This window comes from Proteus sp. fly-1067, from assembly GCF_040139345.1.
Lineage (GTDB): Bacteria > Pseudomonadota > Gammaproteobacteria > Enterobacterales > Enterobacteriaceae > Proteus > Proteus vulgaris_B.
This window is the reverse complement of the sequence record NZ_JBEEUL010000003.1, coordinates 243,708-263,504: the sequence shown is the minus strand read 5'-3', so window position 1 is coordinate 263,504 and position 19,797 is coordinate 243,708. Positions and strand designations below refer to the sequence as shown.

The 19,797-nt window shown below is 38.3% G+C and carries 16 protein-coding genes; 1 reads left to right on the top strand and 15 read right to left on the bottom strand.

Annotated features, from left to right (window positions below):
* Positions 1-31: 31 nt before the first annotated feature.
* From tli1a (ABN217_RS07370) to tssB, 9 genes are all read right to left on the bottom strand, one after another.
* Positions 32-562 (bottom strand): Tli1a family immunity protein, encoded by a 531-nt coding sequence (tli1a, locus tag ABN217_RS07370; protein ID WP_196553950.1) that lies wholly within the window; start codon positions 560-562, stop codon positions 32-34.
* Positions 547-1,071, bottom strand: coding sequence for a Tli1a family immunity protein (gene tli1a / locus ABN217_RS07365; protein WP_349459263.1), 525 nt, complete (start codon positions 1,069-1,071; stop codon positions 547-549). Before tli1a (ABN217_RS07365) ends, tli1a (ABN217_RS07370) begins: the two co-directional genes overlap by 16 nt.
* A gap of 36 nt (positions 1,072-1,107) precedes the next feature.
* Entirely contained in the window at positions 1,108-3,780 is a 2,673-nt protein-coding gene (gene tssH / locus ABN217_RS07360; protein WP_349459262.1) for a type VI secretion system ATPase TssH, read from the bottom strand.
* Between the two features lie 389 nt (positions 3,781-4,169).
* The gene (locus ABN217_RS07355; protein ID WP_023583757.1) at positions 4,170-4,661 is read right to left on the bottom strand and encodes an Hcp family type VI secretion system effector; all 492 of its coding nucleotides are present in this window, start codon (positions 4,659-4,661) and stop codon (positions 4,170-4,172) included.
* Between the two features lie 22 nt (positions 4,662-4,683).
* Positions 4,684-6,402 carry an OmpA family protein gene (locus ABN217_RS07350; protein WP_349459261.1) on the bottom strand — a complete coding sequence of 573 codons (1,719 nt, stop codon included), beginning with the start codon at positions 6,400-6,402 and terminating at the stop codon, positions 4,684-4,686.
* Between the two features lie 2 nt (positions 6,403-6,404).
* A complete protein-coding gene (gene tssL / locus ABN217_RS07345; RefSeq protein ID WP_196553954.1) occupies positions 6,405-7,070 on the bottom strand; it encodes a type VI secretion system protein TssL, short form in 666 nt (221 codons plus the stop codon).
* Complete coding sequence (gene tssK, locus ABN217_RS07340; protein WP_349459260.1) at positions 7,067-8,404, bottom strand: type VI secretion system baseplate subunit TssK; 1,338 nt, start codon at positions 8,402-8,404, stop codon at positions 7,067-7,069. Before tssK ends, tssL begins: the two co-directional genes overlap by 4 nt.
* Before the next feature lie 12 nt (positions 8,405-8,416).
* A complete protein-coding gene (gene tssC / locus ABN217_RS07335; RefSeq protein ID WP_196553956.1) occupies positions 8,417-9,964 on the bottom strand; it encodes a type VI secretion system contractile sheath large subunit in 1,548 nt (515 codons plus the stop codon).
* Between the two features lie 23 nt (positions 9,965-9,987).
* The gene (gene tssB, locus ABN217_RS07330; RefSeq protein WP_072069330.1) at positions 9,988-10,485 is read right to left on the bottom strand and encodes a type VI secretion system contractile sheath small subunit; all 498 of its coding nucleotides are present in this window, start codon (positions 10,483-10,485) and stop codon (positions 9,988-9,990) included.
* 1,219 nt (positions 10,486-11,704) lie between these two features.
* Here tssB and ABN217_RS07325 point away from each other — a divergent pair.
* The gene (locus ABN217_RS07325) at positions 11,705-13,411 is read left to right on the top strand and encodes a phospholipase D-like domain-containing protein (protein ID WP_196553957.1); all 1,707 of its coding nucleotides are present in this window, start codon (positions 11,705-11,707) and stop codon (positions 13,409-13,411) included.
* A gap of 86 nt (positions 13,412-13,497) precedes the next feature.
* Here ABN217_RS07325 and ABN217_RS07320 read toward each other — a convergent pair whose 3' ends face one another.
* From ABN217_RS07320 to ABN217_RS07295, 6 genes are all read right to left on the bottom strand, one after another.
* Positions 13,498-14,079 carry a DJ-1/PfpI family protein gene (locus ABN217_RS07320; RefSeq protein WP_072069327.1) on the bottom strand — a complete coding sequence of 194 codons (582 nt, stop codon included), beginning with the start codon at positions 14,077-14,079 and terminating at the stop codon, positions 13,498-13,500.
* A gap of 5 nt (positions 14,080-14,084) precedes the next feature.
* Positions 14,085-14,726, bottom strand: coding sequence for a bifunctional 4-hydroxy-2-oxoglutarate aldolase/2-dehydro-3-deoxy-phosphogluconate aldolase (locus ABN217_RS07315; RefSeq protein ID WP_164526564.1), 642 nt, complete (start codon positions 14,724-14,726; stop codon positions 14,085-14,087).
* Positions 14,707-15,678, bottom strand: a complete 972-nt coding sequence (locus ABN217_RS07310; protein WP_196553958.1) for a PfkB family carbohydrate kinase — start codon at positions 15,676-15,678, stop codon at positions 14,707-14,709. Before ABN217_RS07310 ends, ABN217_RS07315 begins: the two co-directional genes overlap by 20 nt.
* Complete coding sequence (locus ABN217_RS07305; RefSeq protein ID WP_072069325.1) at positions 15,675-16,529, bottom strand: tagatose bisphosphate family class II aldolase; 855 nt, start codon at positions 16,527-16,529, stop codon at positions 15,675-15,677. The genes ABN217_RS07310 and ABN217_RS07305 overlap by 4 nt, the downstream gene beginning before the upstream one ends.
* A 114-nt stretch (positions 16,530-16,643) precedes the next feature.
* Positions 16,644-18,119 (bottom strand): DUF2264 domain-containing protein, encoded by a 1,476-nt coding sequence (locus tag ABN217_RS07300; RefSeq protein ID WP_197268929.1) that lies wholly within the window; start codon positions 18,117-18,119, stop codon positions 16,644-16,646.
* A gap of 54 nt (positions 18,120-18,173) precedes the next feature.
* On the bottom strand, positions 18,174-19,784 hold the full coding sequence (locus tag ABN217_RS07295; protein ID WP_349459259.1) for a sulfatase family protein: 1,611 nt from the start codon (positions 19,782-19,784) through the stop codon (positions 18,174-18,176).
* Between the last annotated feature and the right edge of the window lie 13 nt (positions 19,785-19,797).

Here is a 19,797-nt window from a genome sequence, read left to right as displayed (position 1 = left end):
ATAGCCCCAACGACAATAACTTTTTTACGGGTTAATTTTTCGAGCATACTGCAGGCTCCTCCATATCATCAGGTTCATTGACAGGGTAGTCAGGGTGCCCCCATGATTTACAAGACAAGGTGATCCGAACTTCTTGGCAGGGAAGAAAATGCACTTTGACATCACAAGGGTCATCATATTCGGGGATTTCTACCATTTTGCTATAACGACGATAATTAGCCCTATGTTGTTTCATGTAGTCATCGTAAGTAGGATCATTAAACTCAGGAATATTACCTGAATAAGCATCAGGATCGACTTCCCATTCCACGTTGACCCATTGATTCGGTGTCCACTTGGCGGGCACAACAATGCAACAGGTTCCGCCCCCGCCTTTGCCATAATAGCCATTGACTTTAAACCAGTTAACGGAGGTGCCTTTGACATGGTTAAAGCCGTGTAAATTTCCGGCTAGGTAGTCATCTTGTGGTTTTTTTGGGGGGAAAAGCAGTGAGCTCACGACGATAATGGCCAGAATAGCCCCAACGACAATAACTTTTTTACGGGTTAATTTTTCGAGCATACTGCAGGCTCCTCCATAAAGCTAGGCTCTTTAATGGGATAGTCAGGGTGATTAGTCGCATGACAAGAAAGAGTAATTTTTACTTCCTGACAAGGGAGAAAATGGACATCCATACTGCAAGGCTCGTCATACTCGGGAATGTCAACGACTTTACTGTAATGGCGATAATTGGCTTTGTGTTTGTCCATATAAGCCCTAAAGTTAGGATCGGCTATACCGGGTATATCTGTAGGGTATGCATCGGGATCGACTTCCCATTCCACTAAAACGGTTTGATTAGGTGTCCATTTTCTCGGCACCATAATGCAACAAGTTCCTGCCGCACCTTGCCCATAATAACCATTAACTTTAAACCAATTCACCGCAGTGCCTTTGACATGGTTAAAACCGTGTAAATTCCCTGCGAGATATTCCATTTTTGGTTGTCGGATAAAGAGTAAATAGATCGCGATAAGAGCAAGGATTATCCCAACAAACACGAGTTTTTTGCGGGTTAATTTTGTGGGCATACTTAGATTTTCCTATTCCTTAATGATTTGCATTAATTAATGCTGCAACTCATCACTAAAGCTCAGCGTTATTCCATCTTCATCGTTATAGCCCAAAATGACATACTGTGATTTCTCTGCATTGGCTTGGCGTAAAAGAAGTTGTTGGCTAAGAATAGGGAGTATTTGTTGATTAAGCAGACTATCGATATTTCGTGCACCGGTGTCTGGTAATAAACAGGCATCTACAATGGTGTCGTAGAGGGTTTCTTCAACAATTCCCGTTAATCGATAGTGAGTGTAAAGTCGCTTGATCACATTTTTTAATTTCATCTCAACAATAATACGTAGTGCTGTTGCATCAAGAGGACGGTAAATTAATGTTTGGAATCGAGCCAATAATGCGGGTTGAAAATGATCACGTAAAATAGGGCGAAGTGTTTCTTGTAAATCGCTATCGGTACTTAATGGTGACTCTTCCAGTTGTTGCATTAAATAATCACTGCCTAAATTTGCAGTCATTAAAATAACGGTATTTCGAAAATCAATTTCTCGCCCCTCACCATCACGCATAAAGCCTCTATCAAATACTTGATAGAAAAGATTGAGAACATCACGATGGGCTTTTTCAACTTCATCTAATAACACAATGCTATAAGGGCGTTTTCTTACGGCTTCAGTTAATACACCACCTTGACCGTATCCAACATAACCTGGAGGTGAGCCTTTTAATTGGCTGACAGTATGTGCTTCCTGATATTCAGACATATTGATAGTGATTAAAGACTTTTGACCACCAAATAAGCATTCGGCTAACGCAAGCGCAGTTTCTGTTTTACCGACACCACTTGGACCCACTAATAAAAATACGCCATGAGGGCCATTTTCAGACACTAATCCTGTTCTGGATGCACGTAAACGTTGGGCTAACGCGAGTAAGGCACTGTCTTGACCAACGACATATTTTGATAAGTTACTTTCTAGCTCCAACAGGCCAATTTGTTCATCTTTAAGTAGGCTTGAAAGCGGAACGCCAGTCCAATCAGCAATAACAGTTGCTACAGTACGAACATCAACATCGGGATTTAATAATGGAGCGTCTTGTTGTAACTGAATAAGTTGTTGCTGAAGTTGTGCTGAAAGCTCTGCATTTTCAGGATCTCGACGACTTTCAATTAACTCATAGATAATCTTTTTTTCTTGTTCAAATCGTTGTTTTAATGTTTCGAGTTGAATAGCAAGCTGGGCATCTTGAGTAGATAAATCGGGTAGTTTGATTTGATTCGCTAAATTACCAATAGTGATATCATCAAAAATCGCTTTTTGTTCTAGTTCGAGTGCATGACGCTTGGCTTTAATGCGAGTGAGTTCTTCAGGTAAGGTATCTAAACTCATCCGAATACGCGCACTGGCAGTATCAAGTAAATCAACGGCTTTATCAGGAAGTTGGCGACCAGTTAAATAACGGCGAGATAAGGTGACGGCTGCTTTTACTGCATCATCGGTAATATGTACACCATGATATTTAGCATAACGGGATTTAAGTCCTCGTAACATTAAAAAAGCTTTTTCATCATCCGGCTCGTCAACTTTTACGATTTGGAAACGACGTTCTAATGCCGCATCACGTTCAAAATATTGTTTGTATTCTGACCAAGTGGTTGCTGCGATGGTACGTAATTCACCACGTGCTAATGCTGGTTTTAATAAATTAGCGGCATCGGCACCACCGGCTTGGTTACCTGCACCAATAATGGTATGAGCTTCATCGATAAAAAGCAGTATTGGCGTGGGTGATTGTTGAACGGCATCAATAACATTTTTTAGTCGTTGCTCAAATTCACCTTTTACGCCAGCTCCTGCTTGTAATAAACCTAAATCGAGGGTGCGTAATGAGGTGGTTTGTAAGCTGATAGGGACATTTTTTTCAGCAATACGTAATGCTAATCCTTCAACCAGTGCGGTTTTACCGACACCCGGTTCACCAACAAGAATAGGGTTGTTTTTACGCCGACGAGAGAGAATATCAACCATTTGGCGAATTTCGTCATCTCGACCAAATACGGGATCAATTTCACCAAGGCGCGCTTTTTCTGTTATATCAAGAGTGAATTTATTTAAGACAGCAAGAAGGGCATCACTTAATGTATCGCCAATAATGGCACTATCTGCTGTTGAAGATGTTGTGGTGGCTTCATTATTTGGCGCAAGCGGGGCTTTAGGTAAATGATTATAAGAAGCCAATTGCTGAATTTCTGGCCTTTCATCAGATTGAGCATCAAGTAGAGGTCTTAATCGTTGTAGTTGTGTCTCCCCCAATGTCATTAAAGGCCAGAGTGCATCAAGTTGAATTAATGCTGGCTGTTTTGTCATGGAATGTAAGAGATGTACACTGCGAATGTGTTCTATATCTTCATCAAGAGATGCAATAACCCAAGCATTTTTGATTAATTCTAGTAAGGGCTTGGATAATTGAGGTCGGCTATGTATAGAGCGAGGTAATTTATCAATTGCATCAAGTAAGCTTTGCCAAAGTGCCGTTAAATCCCATTCATAACGACGGGCTAATACAGTAATGTCACTTTCACCGAGTTCGAGAATTTTTAATAACCAGTGTTCAATAGTCACTTCTGCATGGGCACGGGTTTGGCATAATGAGGCCGCAGCTTCCAGCGCTTTTGCACAATAAGGATTTAAGCGACGTAATAGCATGACAGATTGATTTTCCATATTTTTTCCCAGTATTGAAGTTCCTATTGAGGGGGTTTAGGTACGCTACCGCCCTTAGCCATAGACCGAGGCTCATAAGGTCATTTCTTACTCGTCATATTTCGAGTTGTAGCGTTACTCGTCATATTTCAAGTTGTAGCGTTGTTGACTGCACTCACTCGCACTAGTCACATACTTATCTATGCTCCTAGTGACTCATTCATTTGTCGCCTAGCTACACCTTGAACTATTTAGAGTATTACTCGTCGTGCTTTGAACTATTTAGACGTACTTTGAGCTATTCAGAGTATTGCTCGTCGTGCTTTGAATTATTTAGGGTGTAATTAGGTAATGGTGTTTTAATTTAAATGTTTTTAAAAACAGGCGGTTAACCGCCTGTTTTTTTAGTGTTACGCAGTAGCGCGTTCATTCCATGAATCTGAATGAATGATATTTCCGTCTTTGTAAGTCCAAGTGATTTTTTCGTAACGCAATTCAACTTCTTCAAGGTGATTGTGTTTCTCTTTGGTTGGATCTTTGATGTTGTGCATCTTAGGAGCCACTTTTACGACTTTGACGTTTTCAAGTGTGGTGTTGAAATATTCAACTTCTTGACCTGCGTCATCGATGCGATACCACTTAAATTCTGCCTTTTTCAAGGTTTGTCCCGTTGTAACTGCCTTGTACAAATACGGGCTAGAGGCATCGATTTCTTTAACGAAGATAAATGGAGTATGGATACGTGTACCGGTTAATTTGCCAGTATTGTTATCTGTTGGAATGTACAAGTTGTGATCTTGAGCGACGACTTCAATACTGCCTTCACGATCTTGAACATTCACAGAGCCTTTGATATCCGCATTACCGTCATCTTTTAACCAGAGGTATACAGGAATAGCCATAATTACATCTCCTTTCTAAGGTTTAGTTGCCACCATCCTTCAGTGGCGTAAGGTCATCAGCTAATACCTGACAAGCATCGGCTTGAGGTATCAGGCGAATTTCAACTCGACGATTACGGGCACGCCCGTCGAGTGTTGAGTTATCTGCAACAGGTTGATGTTGACCATATCCTTGCACTGCAAAGCAAGATGGTGCGATATCACTAGTTTTGATCATCCAGTCGCGTACAGCTTCAGCTCTTTTGAGCGAGAGTTTTTGGTTTAAATCAGAGTTACCGGTATTGTCGGTATATCCTGAAATGACAATTAACCAACCCGGCTTCGCTTTGATATTGATAAGTGCATCAACAAGGACTTTGGTGGCTTCATTTTTTAATTCATATTGACCAGAAGCAAAGAGAGTAAGGCTATCTAAAGTCACCATTTCAGGGACTTCTTGTACGATAATGGGAGCTGGTGGTAGTGGTGGGGACCATGAACTGAGTAAAGCATGCAAGTAAGGCAGTATATTATTACCTTGGTATAACGCTAAAGAGTAGCGAGCAGGAATACCTTCTCGTTGCCAATGGGAGAGAAAAGCTGCATCTGAAAGTAACTGTTTATAAGCTACTTTTTTAGGCTCTAAGTTTTCATCGGTAAGACTTTTAAAGTGATGAATATCATTACCTATATCATAAATTAGCTGTTTGTTATGATGATAACTTCCTGATATTGCTCCAATAAGAAATAATCCACAGATCATGCCAACAACACCAAAGGTGGTTTCTATTTGCAGTAAGTTGACATCGTGGGTGAATTTATTAATCAGGAGATCAGGTAATGGCAATTCTTCACTTTGATTGGGTGCTTTAGTAATAGATGGGAATAATGTAGTTTTATGATGAATAAACTGAGCCCAGCAGCTATTTGAAACAGTGGATACAGTAGTGAATTGTATTGCCCAAGCTACAGGAATAAGGCTTGGAGCACCAGATTGAGCAACTGTAAGCAGGGGAATAAACGTATTTTTTAACCAAGCAAGTAATTGATCAATCCAGAGTGCCATAGTGAGTTGATGTTCAACGTGCTTAGTGTTTCGTGATAACCATTTTGAAATAGGCTGTGTTGCTAAGTTATCAAAAACAACGAGTAATTCTTGCTGATCTTTTAAATGAATGATCCATGGTGTAGTGTCATCAAGATGTGAGTTTAGATAATCAATGGGTGAATTAAGATAGAGAGTCACCCAAAATGGCAGTGATTTACCCGCTTTCTTATTACATTCATTAATAGCTCTACGCCAATTTAGTGTCTCTTGGGTAACTTCATCTATGTGTGATAGTTGTTCCGGTAAGAGAGAATATAACAGTGATAAACGGTTAAATTGAGTAGGAGAAACATCACTAATATGCTGAGTAATGTTAATCAAATCAATTGGTGATGACGCACAGATATACCAGCCTTTAGCTGTTTCTCGATAAGTTTGATTTTCTTCAAAAAGAGCTAGTGATTGACCACAAACAATAACAACATCACCTTGGTAATTTTCAGGAGGAAGTTGGTTTGTTTGAGTATCTTTAAGATAAGGTATGCTTTTTTGTTGTCGGAGAAACCAAATACATAAAGAGAGTGTGACGATACAAATAAATGCCGTCAGGAAAAAAGAGAGCTCTTTACCAAAAGACCAAAATCCCCAAATTAACCATAATAGTAAGCTTGCTGAAAACAATGTAACACACTGTTTTATTATATTTTTTTGCATCACTATCCTTGAATTACCCATTGTTGAAGTAAATGTTCTAATGACACAGAAAAGCCCCACCACAATGCTGCAATCACGATAAATCCGCCTAACCACCCTAACCAATATAGGTGGCGACGATTCATTCGGTTTTTGGGTTTCATTACTAAAGGTAAATCACTTGATAGGGCATAAGTGGGAAGTTGGGTATTAAGTAACTCAATTATTTGCTCTCGCTCTGGAGCATCGGTTTGGCGATATTTGCCGACAAAACCAAGCGTAATAACACGATGAAAACAGATAAGCACATCATGATTTGGTGCAGGTTCATTTAATAGATTACGCAATCTATCCCAAAGTTTATCTCCAGCTTCTAACGTATTGAAATATTTGGCTTGTAATGGAGATTGTATCCACTGTAAGTAACCATCATCACGAGTGGTTCTATTCATCACGCTTTCATCAATTAAAGCACATTGTGCGTAGAGCATGTTTTCAATGGCGGATGGTGAGTAACCTTTTTCAGTAAGATTTTGGCGTGTTTTGTCAATATGTTCGCAAACGCGTCGATAAAACGTTTTGCCATCAGAGATTTCGGCGCCTTGGCGTAACTGACATACCATTAACCAAGTATCAGCAAAAAGGCTATCAATCAGGTTATTTTTAATTGTTCTTGAATGAGTCATCATGAGCGAAGTACCGCAAAAAGTTCGAGTTGAATTTCACCTAATGTTCCTGGTACATAAAAGGCGCAATGACCTGAAGACAGCATGGCTTGGCCCGCTGAATTATTGAGTTCAAGAGCAAAATAGTGGTTTTCTAAACGTAGAGGGATAGCGGCAGGAACATGCGTTAATGGTTGTAATGGAATACCGTTAAGTGCCACGTTAACGACACTGGCAACATCGTCATTACTACCTGCTTTACAAAGCAATGGAAATTGAGTGATCAACAAGTGAGCAGGTAATGCAGAACGTACTGAAAGATAGAAATCTGCATCTTCGCGTAGGCGAGGATCATGCAACTCACCACGCCAGAATGGCCCTTCTTTATCAAGAGCAATACTAATTACCCGGGAAGGTAAGCTTGCTTCTAATAAAGTGTTAAGTAAATTAAATAACGGTGGAAAAACCTGTTCAGGGGATGAATGTTGATAAAGTGGAATATCGCCATTTTCATGATCAAGTGAAAATGTCAGTAGCGCCCCCGCTAAACGCACTAATTCACGATAAAGAAGCTCCGGGTGACGCCCCATTGATGATAGTAATTCACTTAATACAGGTTCCGCACTGTTAATTGCATTTAGTAGCCAAAAGAGTGACACATCAGCAACAGCAAAATCAGCCATTTGCTCATTATTTTCGCGGCGCATCGTCATTAAGCGACGACGTTTCGCTACTAAACGATGCATAAACTCTGAAAATAATGTAGTTAATTCAACGCTTGCATTACAACTGAGCAACGGGGGAATAAAGTGTTGATCGAGTTCCCATGCGCCTTGAGTGTTACGAATTAACCGAGCAACAGGGCAAGTCATATAGGCGCTGTTTTCTTCATGAGCATAGCGTAAAGTAATACTGTGGCGTAATACGGCAATATCCGTTTGTTCTTGACCAATTAAATCTTGGACTTTCATCCACTCCTGATAGAATTGTTGCGGTCTATCAGAGCGACCTTCTTGCATAAGATTGCCACCATTAGCTTGCAATAAAGGTAAGGCAAGAACGATATCAAGTGTTTGATGTTGAGAGTAATGGCTGAGTTCATTGACTGGCGGTAAATTATCAGCAAGTGTCGTATCGATCAGAGTTCCATCAGGAAAACGCACAATTAATTTTTGTGCGCTAAGGCGTGAAATAGTTAAAGCACTTTCATCAAATTCAGCACAAATCACGCCCCATGTTGATGCTATCGTCATATTGGCGATAGTGCTAATGAGATAGCTATCCCATCTTGCTTGTTGTTGAAATTGCTGAGGAGCCAAAAAGGCCCCATCACTCCAGAGGGGGCGGTATATTTTCATCCGTGCTTCACCTTATGCTTTCGCTTTTGGCATTTGAGATACTAACGAGAGATCTACATCCATTCCTTCTACTTGGAAGTGAGGAACGGCATACAGTTTCACTCTGAAAAATCCTGGATTATCTTCAATATCTTCTACAACGACTTTGGCATCACGAAGTGGGTGAGAAGCTTGTAAATCATCACTTGGGTCAGTCATTTCAGTGACTAAGCTACGAACCCAATTATTTAATTCGAGTTCTAATAAGCGACGATCTTTCGTGGTACCAATATTTTCACGCTGAATTAATTTCAGATAATGTGCGATGCGTGAAAGGAGAAAAATATAAGGTAAACGCGCATTGATACGACTGTTTGCCGTTGCATCAGCGGTATCATAAATCGCGGGTTTCTGCGCAGAATTTGCAGAGAAGAAACAAGAATAATCGCGGTTTTTGTAGTAAGACAATGGAATAAAACCGAGGTTAGCAAACTCAAATTCTCGTGTTTCAGGGATCATCACTTCAGATGGAATTTTTACCTGACTTCCTGTTCCTAAATCATAAAGATGAATAGGTAAATCTTTTACCGCTCCGCCAGCCTGAGGGCCTCGAATTTGAACACACCAACCGTTATTAATGAAGCTTTTCACCATATTGGCGGCAAAAGCAAAGGTTGCATTTGTCCACAAATATTTCTCATGATCTGGGCCTTTTACTTCTTCAATATAATTAAAACTACGTACAGGAACGGTATCTGGGCCATAAGGAAGGCGACCTAAAACACGAGGCATTGTTAAGCCAATATAGCGGGCATCGTCAGAGTCGCGGAAAGATTTCCATTTGATGTATTCAGCACGGTCAAAATAGTTGCTGATATCTTTTATGGCGGCGACTTCTTCCATAGAGTCTTTACCAAAAAATGCAGGGCCAACAGAGCCAACAAATGGCATATGTGCGGACGCTGAAATTTTTGCAATATTACGTAATAACGCAATATCTTGTGGGCTACGATCAAACTCATAATTAGAGACAATGGCTGCAATAGGTTCACCACCAGGAGTATCATACTCTTCGATATAAGTATGGTGATAAAGACCACTTTGAATAGTTTCAGGGCAATCTTCAAAATCTTGGCGTAAATCGTCTTTAGTTACATCGAGTAATTCGATTTTCACATTTTGGCGAAAATCAGTGCGATCCACTAAGAATTTTAGTCCACGCCATGCTGATTCTATTTTTTGGAAATCAGCATGATGCATGACTTCATCAAGTTGTTCGCTAATTTGTCTATCTAAATCTGCAATATGGTGATCGAGTAGATTTCTATCTAAACGTTCAACCTTTTGGCCTGAAGATTTCAACCGATCGAGAAAAACTTGAACCGCAACTGTAACGCGTTCATTTGCAGTTGTATCAGCCAGAGCACTATTGTCTTGGAAGATATTAATATCGCTCACCTGAGAAACGGGTGTGAGATTGATTTTCTCAAAGAGAGAGGCGTAAACACCGCTATTGGTCGGTTCATCAAGTACAGTTGTTGTACTCTTTGAAATACTTTCGCTATTCACTGACATAAGCATAATCCTGTAATGATAAAACCCAATTAATCTTTTTTCGGAGCGAGTTGAGAGAGTTCTTCGCGTAATTCATCACTTAATGCAGGATCTTTAAGGATATTTTCGAGTTCACGGCGAAAAGTGATGTTATCGAGGAGGTTAGATTTCAAGTCACGCAAGAGATTACGCATTGCTAGCATGGCGCGAAGTTGCGGTATTTGGCGAGCAACTTGTTCTGGCTCAAAATCAGCCATTTCTTTAAATGACAGATTAATATTTTCTTCGTTGCCATCATTCGTTAATGTATTTTTTACGGTAAGACTGATCGATGGGGAAAATTCAGTAAGAACACTATTGAAATTATTTTTATTAATATTGACCTTCTCTCTTTCTGAAAGAACACGTTTATCTTTTCCGTTACTGTAGTCACCAATGGCCAATAGTTTTAAAGGTAATTCAACTTTTTTCTGTGCACCACCTGTGTGTAAGTCGAGTTTTATATTTACCCGCGCTTTAGGAACTTCATTTTGAAAACTATCTGACATAATAAAATCCTTGTATTAAAACGAATAAAGGATCTCTTGAGAGTGGTCATAATAAGTAAATTCACTACCAAGAAATTTAACTTAAGGTATGGTTGTTTATATTAAATAATTTTAAATAAATCAATTTATCTTAATGAATTTAAGAGGTATCTCTAAAAAATAAAATGTAACAATAAAAATGAGTAAATACTTTATTGGTTTTATATTTCTATTATCATTTTAATTTTAAATTATAATATAGTCTTTATTGATTAACTTTTTATTTTATTCTGTTATGGGTTGTAAAGAACACCGTTACTCAGTATTTGTACATAGAACATATGTTTAATAATTTACTCTGTATATTATAACCTTTTTTTTAGTTTTATTAAGTTAGTAATTAAGGATGGAGAAACAAGAATGTAAGTTAAGTCATGAAGAGATATGAGCTAAATCACTTTGGATCTAATTGGTCAGACATTAATTAGTAATGAAAAAACATTGAAGAGAGTGATAACTATGCGTATGCCGATAATGATACTTGATGGGATATAGAGGATAATGACAGTATATTACATGATATTTAGCTATTTTGTGTTCATAGGCATTATTATCAAACAGAAGAAAAAATACGTGAAGGCACAGCCTAAACAATAATAAGATTCAAGATTATTTATCTTAAAATCTATAACGAAAGCATTAAACAGATAAAACTGTTTTTGATATAACTCCCCCAATAACAGAGTTAGTTATTATTAGGGGGTACTTTGGGTAATGTCAGTCTTAGTAAGCCCTAAGGTATCTCTTCTTGATTTAACTCTATTTGCAAAACTCATATTTTCTCCTGATAAAAATAATACAGCTATATCTGTTAAATATTAATTATAAAAGAGGTTAAGCTAACAAATAATAATTTATAAGGAGTCATTTATAGGCCAATAAATATATATTTAATTATTTTTATAGTTTGATAACAACAGTTGTTTATTATTAAATTACTATTATTAATAATAATTTCTTTATTATTAATAATGCCTAAAATATAAGGTGTTGGTTTTTTTAATGATAAAAGAGAGTGAGTGTTATGTAGAAATATTTGAAATTATATCAAGTTTTCATATGTCTGATAAAAATGTTTTTATAGGAATGAAAGTATTTTATCTATCTTAATTGAAAATCTAATTATTTAAATTTTTATTTAAATAATATAGTTGTCCTGTATATAAAATAAAGGAATATTATGAAACTTATTGATGGATTAAAAACAGAATTAAAAGGTTTCTTCAATGAAACATCAGAAAATAATTATGTGAAGATTTTTGATACTCCTCATGTATGGGGAATGCCATTTGGTAAAGAAATTATGCCAAAAGCGATAGAACGTGAGGCTGAGTTTGAACAGGCTATTACATCTATCTTAGATAAAATGTTGTATCGCTGTGATATTTCATCGCTTAATGCTCCTGATGAGGAGTGGCGTAAAATTATTCTTACTGCAATTGATAAATCTTTTTCTGAAAAGAAAGGACGTAAAGAACGTACGCAAATTCGATTTTTATTTGCACAAACACCAACCGTTTTATTAAACGGTGTGAAATATTATTTTAGTGGAACACCTGAATATCTGGCATTGAAAAAAGATCTTATTGAATTGATTAAAGAGCGTGGGAAATATTGGGAATGTATTCCAGATATTTGGATTGGTCGCTTTTATCGTATTATTGATGGCTTAAAAGTTTCTTTAGAAAAAAAAGTGCTACCAGAAGATTTTATTTCTGAATTAGATACACGAATGACATGGAATCATACAAAGATTATTGCTGTCGATGGTAGTGAAGCTTTTGTTGGTGGTCATAATTTAAATATGGATCTTTTTAAAAGCTATCCACCGGTTCATGATGTTTCAGTTAAAGTTATTGGTGAGTCTGCACTTCATTCACAGCTATTTTTAAATAATATGTGGGATGCGGGTAAGGATTTAATTAAAAAAGAATATTTTGATAGTAAAAAAAACAAATGGGTTGCTAAAAAAGCAAGTTATCACATTGCCGATCCATTAACGAAAAAAAGTATTCTAAAAGAAATTAAAAAGATAAATGAAGAAAGCTTAGCTAAATCGCCGGATGAAGGCTTTTTTAAAACTGACCGTATTTTTTCAGTAGGAAAATATTGGGAAGGAGCTGATATGCGCACTGATTATAAGAAAGGTTCCGAAAAAATGAAGGAATACCTTATAAAAAATGCGAAGAAAAAAATTCGTATGTCTCAGCAAGATGTTGTGAGCGCATGGAAGAAAAAATGGAAAGATCACCCAGTTTGCCATTGGATCATTGAAGCGTTATTAAAAAATCCAGAATTAGAAGTTGAAATTGTTGTTTCACCATTAGATGCAGCTGCGGGCGCGAATGGCGATCAATATTCATTTGGCTCTGGTGCACAAAGAACATTTGAATTATTTAAATATTATCTGACACATGATATTGAGACCGATGCTGTTATTTCTGATCCCGATAAAATTCGTGAGTCAGCACTACGTCGTATTAAAATTGCACCATTCTTTTTTACCGATAAAGTACCAAAAGCACTACAAACGGAAGGTAAAACTTATAAATGGCCTGATGCAGATGAATCATCTTATACAGCCACACTAAAAGAAGCACCTCTGAGCGAAGATCCCCCTAAAAAAGGTGATATTGGACATCCGTTCTGGTCATTGGTTAATGCGAGTGGTATTTATTCTAAAGTTGCGCCAGCACCAGGGAATCATGCAAAAGTGACTATTATCGATGATGAATTGTATATTGTTGGTTCAGATAATATGTACCCAGGATATTTGTCAGAATTTAACTATCTTGTTGAAGGTGAAGAGGCTGTTAGCACCTTTATTAAAGAGTATTGGGATAAATTGTGGCACTACTCTGAGCCTCATGCATTTAAACAAAAATAATTTTTGTATACTGATTTATCATTATTAAAAATGAAAATATAAAGGGGAGTAAATCCCCTTTATATCGTTAATAATAATTAAGTTAGCTATTTTAGGTAATCTAACGGCCAGTGTTTGAAATAAATATGATTAGCTTGCCAGTCTACTTTTTCTGTATTGTCGCTTAATAAATGGCGAGCTACAGTAAATGCAAATTCAAAACTTACACCTAATCCTTTTGCACTGATAAATTTTCCATCGACAACGACATCTTGATCAAGATAATTGCCATCTTCATATTTATCAGCCAATTTATCACCTGTACTGTAGTTACGGCCTTCAAGAAGATGATGTGCAGCTAATACTTTTGCCCCAGAAGAGCATAGCGCACAAATGTATTTATCTTCAGCAATATGGCGTTTAATAAATTGAATAACTTGTTCGTTAGCACATAAACGATCGGTACCTTTAGGACCACCAGGCATCATTATTGCGTCATAATTGTGTGTTAGCTTTTCTGTTAATAGAAAATCCGCACTGATTTTAGTTTCAAAATAAGTATTTAATACTAACGTATCCATGCAAGAAAGCACATCAACATGAATATCAAGACGGCGCATGATATCAATAAAAACAACGGCTTCACCTTCTTCGAACCCGTCTGCTAATAAAACGGCAACCTGTTTCATTTTATTTATCCTTTATTGATATTTAGTAATGAATGGATACTTTGAATCTGATTAACAATGGTTTGCTTATCTTGTTTATCAATCGCTTTGGTAGTTGCAATCCAACTACCGCCACATGCCACCACTTGTGGAATAGCGAGATAATCATTGACATTATTTAAGCTAATGCCACCAGTTGGCATAAATTGCACTTGTGCGTAAGGTGCCGCAAGTGCTTTTAGCATTTTTACACCGCCAGAGGCTTCTGCTGGGAAGAATTTAACTAAAGTTAGGCCTCTTTCAAGGGCAACTTCTATCTGGCTTGGATTGTTAATTCCCGGCACAATGTCGATTCCATTATTCAGGCAATAATCAACTGTATTTGGGTTATAACCTGGAGAAATGACGAAGCTTGCTCCTGCTTCTTTTGCCATATCTGCTTGTTGTGCCGTTAATACTGTTCCCGCGCATAAAATAAGCTCAGGAAAATGCTCATGCATTAGCTTAATAGCTTTAGCTGCCACAGGTGTACGAAAAGTGATTTCAGCAACAGGTAATTGATTTTGGGTTAGAATTTCACCCAGCCAGATTGCATCTTCAGCGCGATTAATTTGGATCACGGGGATCACTTTCAGTGAGGAAAGTGTATCAACAATTGACTGTGTCATGGTTATCCTTGATTAATGTATAGAATGAATCGGTGACTTTATGAGGGATGATGGCGCCGTGATGTTGAATAACGAGCCCAGCTAATGTATTTCCCCATAAACAGCAAGTTGGTAAGTGATTGTTTTGTAGCCAAGCGGCAATAAAACCAGCATTAAACGAGTCGCCCGCAGCGGTAGTATCAACAACAGAATCAATCGGTTTTGGAGCGATATAGCCCGTATCTATGCCATCAGACCAGAAAGCACCATGAGCACCGAGTTTAACAATCACGTTTTGATTACCCCATTGATGAAGGCGTTGTGCAATGCTTTGTTCTGTCAAAATGGGTTGTTGCCAAAGCATTTTTTCATCATCACCCGTAACTAAAGCGATATCGCTAAGTCTGTACAGTTTTTCAAACCACTCTTGCGCATGAGGTATTGAATCCCATAAACGAGGTCGATAATTTGAATCCACAATTAAGGTGATCCCACGCTGTTTAAGGTGGATTAATTGTGTGAGTAGAGACTCTTTCCCTTTTGGCGTTAAAATAGCAAGAGAAATTCCGCTGAGGTAAATCACACTATTATTAGGTAGTGCATTGAGATGTGTTGTAAAGCGGCTATCTGTTGCAATATAACGTGCGGCCGCATCATTACGCCAATAGTGAAAACTACGCTCACCGCAAGGATCAATTTCAATGGCATATAGGCCGGGAAGTTTTTCAGGAATAGTAATAACAGACTGGCAGTTAATTCCTTCTTCTTCCCATGCTTTTTTCATTAAGGTACTGTAAGTATCAGAGCCTAAACCTGTCATATAGTACGGATGTAATGTAGGGATAAGTCGCGCTAAGTACAGTGCTGTATTTAGCGTATCACCGCCAAAGCGCTGTTGTTGTGGTAAGAATGGTTGGCCACTAAGCTCTATCATACATTCGCCAATAATGGCGACAGTTTTATTTGTTTTCACAGTTTCCCATCACTTTTACAGACACGAATTTTATCTGCAACCACCGCTTTCATTGCGGCTTTGCCCGGTACAAGGTAATGGCGAGGATCACTTGCATCAGGGTTATCTAAAAAGTACTGCTTAATCGCGTTGGAAAAAGCAATTTTTAGTTCAGTTGCAACATTGACCTTGCAAATACCTAAATCAATACAACGGCGCACATCATCATCAGGGATCCCCGATGCACCATGGAGAACTAACGGAATATCAGTCTTTTGGCGGATAATTTCTAAACGATCAAAATCAAGATGAGGTTCATGTTTATACATGCCATGTGCGGTGCCGATCGCCACAGCTAATGAATCAATGCCAGTTGCTTTAATAAATTGTACTGCCGAATCAGGATCGGTGAATAGGGCATCTTTAGCATCAACGATAAGATCATCTTCCTGTCCACCAAGGCGACCTAATTCAGCCTCTACCGTGCAATCCCAATGATGGCAGAAGTTAACAACTTCTTTGACGATACGAATGTTTTCTTCAAAATGAAAATGAGAGGCATCGATCATGGCTGATCGCACGCCTGAAGTGACTTTATGGCAAATATCAGGAATGTCTTCATGATGATCTAAATGTAGTGCAACGGGAATTCGGTATTGTTCTGCGGCTTGCTGACAAATAGAGATCAAATAATCACTACCTGCATAAGCAAACGTACTTGGTGTACCTGCTAAAATAACGGGGGATGCCATTTCAGCAGCCGTCTCCATCACAACTTGGATAGTTTCCAAGTTGTGAATATTAAAAGCAGGCACAGCATAATTTTCACGCTGTGCTTTATTGAGCATATTACGGGTAGAAACCAGATACATGTTTGCCTCTCATCTTTCGTTTAATTACGAATTATAATAAACGAAAGAAATAGAAAGGTAAAAGATCTAAATCACATTTTTATTCCCTTCGCACTGAAAGCAAATGAAAGGTGATTAGAAAAAATGTGCCATTTTCGAGCTATAACTGGTGATCCCTTTGCGTAATAAATTATTTTTCGGTCGTCTAGACTGTCCTATCACGGTTTCTGCGACTTTTTGTGCTAAGGTTTGGTTTTCTAAACGGCGAGTTAATGGGGTTTGCTGAGTCGTATAATCTTCGCAAAAAATGATGGTTACCTCTTGCGTTGCTTTCACTCCAGTTACTAAAGCTTGAATTGCAGGAATTTCGAAACGAAAGTTATCTTTTTCTATGGGTAAAGGAAGTGAAGGTGTTTGCCATAAATTGATTCGATCGGCACAATAAAGCGCGATAATGACGGCACGTAATGACCAAAAACTACTAGCAGGACCGCTGTAGTTATCAACTAAACGGGGATCGTGATTAAATAAGCCTTGAGTTGGCGCACCGTTTTTTAATGCGCCTTGAGAAATAAAATAACGTAGGCTACTTTCAAAGGCGCGTTTTGCCTCGCCTACTTTGACTGAAGGGCAATGTAAATCGACACCCGCTAATAATGGCACAGAAACCGCAAGGCGGTAGCAGGCGCTACGACCAAAAAAAGGAATACCTTTTGGGGTCATAAAATAAAGGTAATGTTGATTAAAGGTGTTAAGTGATTGAGTAATAAATGCCGTATCGAATTGAGGGTCAATTTGTGCTAACCAATACAGTGAATAGTAAAAACCCCACGCATTGTAGTAATCATAATTACCTTTTGCACCATCACGAAACCATCCATTACCAACATAAAATTCTTTTAATCGTTCATAACGCCAATGGGTAATCGTGTCTTTTCCTGTGAGTGCTTTAATCACAAACTGGACGGTAAGAGGGAAAAAATGCCAATTATTATCAACAATTTCACAGTGATTAACTTGTTCAAACCAAACAATAATTTGTTGTTGTGTAGCAGGTGTTAATGTATCCCAAACCCATTCACGGCTTATCCAGAGAGTGAGCGCTAAATCCGCTGCCTCACAAATTCTTTGATCGTAATTTTCAAGTTTTCCCCAATAGCCTTTATGAAGCGGATCAGTGCCATGAATAAAACTTTGTTTGATCATTAATGGTAAATTAAATACTTGCTGATTTAATCCCATTAAGGTGCTTTTTTTGCTACTGACAATCCATGCCGCCAATAAAGGAAGAACTCGACTCACTCCTTCAAGGGCATCTGTTCTGGCGGTTTGTTGTCCAGGACTGCCGGGATAATAAGCATGGGAGTAACCCCAGACTTGATAATGATGAAAAGCCTGAGTGACATACTGTGTCAACATTTCACATAAAGAGAAAAGTGACTGATTTTCATCATTAAAAAAGTGAGTGATCGTTTTATCATAGCGACGATAAGCTGATTTTCTGACTAATCGTCGAATAATATTTTCCTTAAATAAGCGTTGATAGATTTCTACGTTTGGGTGCTCATAAGGGAGTTTTGGACGTACTGAAGATGCAATTTTAATAGCCATTTTCGTATCTCAGAAAAAAGACGCATCCTTGCGAAACAAAACGGAAGTTGAATATTAAGGTTTTGCAGAATCCACTAATATTTGATAGTGATCTTGTCCCCAAAGAACGGGCTTTGGCTTATCTTTGATCCACTGGTAATACGCATTTTTTAGCTCTGTCACTTTTTGTGGATTTTGTTTAGCAAGATCGATTGATTCAGCCGGATCGTTTTTATCGTTAAAAAGTTGAGGCTGATTTTTCCCGTCATCATAAAAATAGAGTGCCCATTCACCATCACGCACAGCCCAAGCACCTTTAGAGAGTTTTTCTAAATTAGGATTTATAGGTGGTGTTTTACGTTGATAGGTTATCCATTGGTGATATCCGTGCCAAAACTCTTGGTTTTCTTCACTGTAATGTTTAGTGCCAGGACCTGCCCAATAAAGATAGTTGTGAGGGGATTTTGTTGTTTCACCTTTGAGTAAAGGCATGATGTTTTTCCCTTCAATATTTAGATTGTCAGGAATAGCAATACCTGCTGTTTGTAGCGCAGTCGGTAAAATATCAAGTGCGGAGATCATCTCATCACTTTTTGTACCAGCTGGAATAGTGCCAGGTTGATAAGCAATAAAAGGCACTCTGACCCCACCATTAAACATTTGTCCTTTAAAGCCTCTATCCATTGCATTCATTGGCATTGGTGATTCATTAACTGCGCCATTGTCGGATAAGAAAAAGATAAGTGTATTTTCTAATTCACCATTTGCTTTTAATTTTGCAATTATTTGACCAATGCCTTCATCGGCTGCATTTAAGGCAGCAAAGTATTTATCTGCTTCAACATTGCCAGTATCAAATTTCTCCATATATTTAGCGGGTGAGGCTTGTTCTAACGGAATATGAGGAACGCTATAGGAGAGATTAATAAAGAATGGTTTATCTTTGTGCTCATCAATAAATTTTAAGGTCTCATCCGTTAACAGATGCGTGGTATAACCTGGCGCGGGAACATTGACACCATTACGCCAAAATGCAGGCGAATTCCATAAAGCCACACCCGATGCGTAATAGCTAAAGTCATAATCAAAACCTCGTTCATGGGGCGCGTAACCTACTTCTGGTGTTGAGATCATGTTGTCGTGATAATCACGAGTTTGCTTACTTTCATTAATTTTCGGTTTGTGGATCACTTTTGCATTGTGCCATTTTCCAATACTGGCTGTGGCATAGCCATTTTCTTGAAAAAGTGAAGGCAATAGTTTTATATCTTTAGGAATACCTAAAATAGCATCATCATTGCTATAAGTACCAAAGCTTGCAGGAGAACGCCCCGTAAAAATACCAGCTCGAGATGGTCCACAAACAGGATGAGCAACAAATGCATTGGTCATTTTGGCACCATTTGCAGCCATTTGACTGACATTTGGCATTGCAATGCGTGCAGCTTCAACCATCTTATTGATATCGCCTTCATAACGCGACGGTGTTGGTCTTTGTGCTAATTCATCGGCATTTAAGGTATCCAGTACAAAATCAAGTTGCCCTGTACCTAAATCATCCATCACTATCAGCAAAATATTCGGCTTTTCAGGTGTACCACCTGCATTGGCAGTGATTGGAATACTTAAACATGACGTAGCAATCAGCCCAGCGAGTAAGCTTTTTTTAACAGAAGGTAAGATCACGGATTGTCTCCAG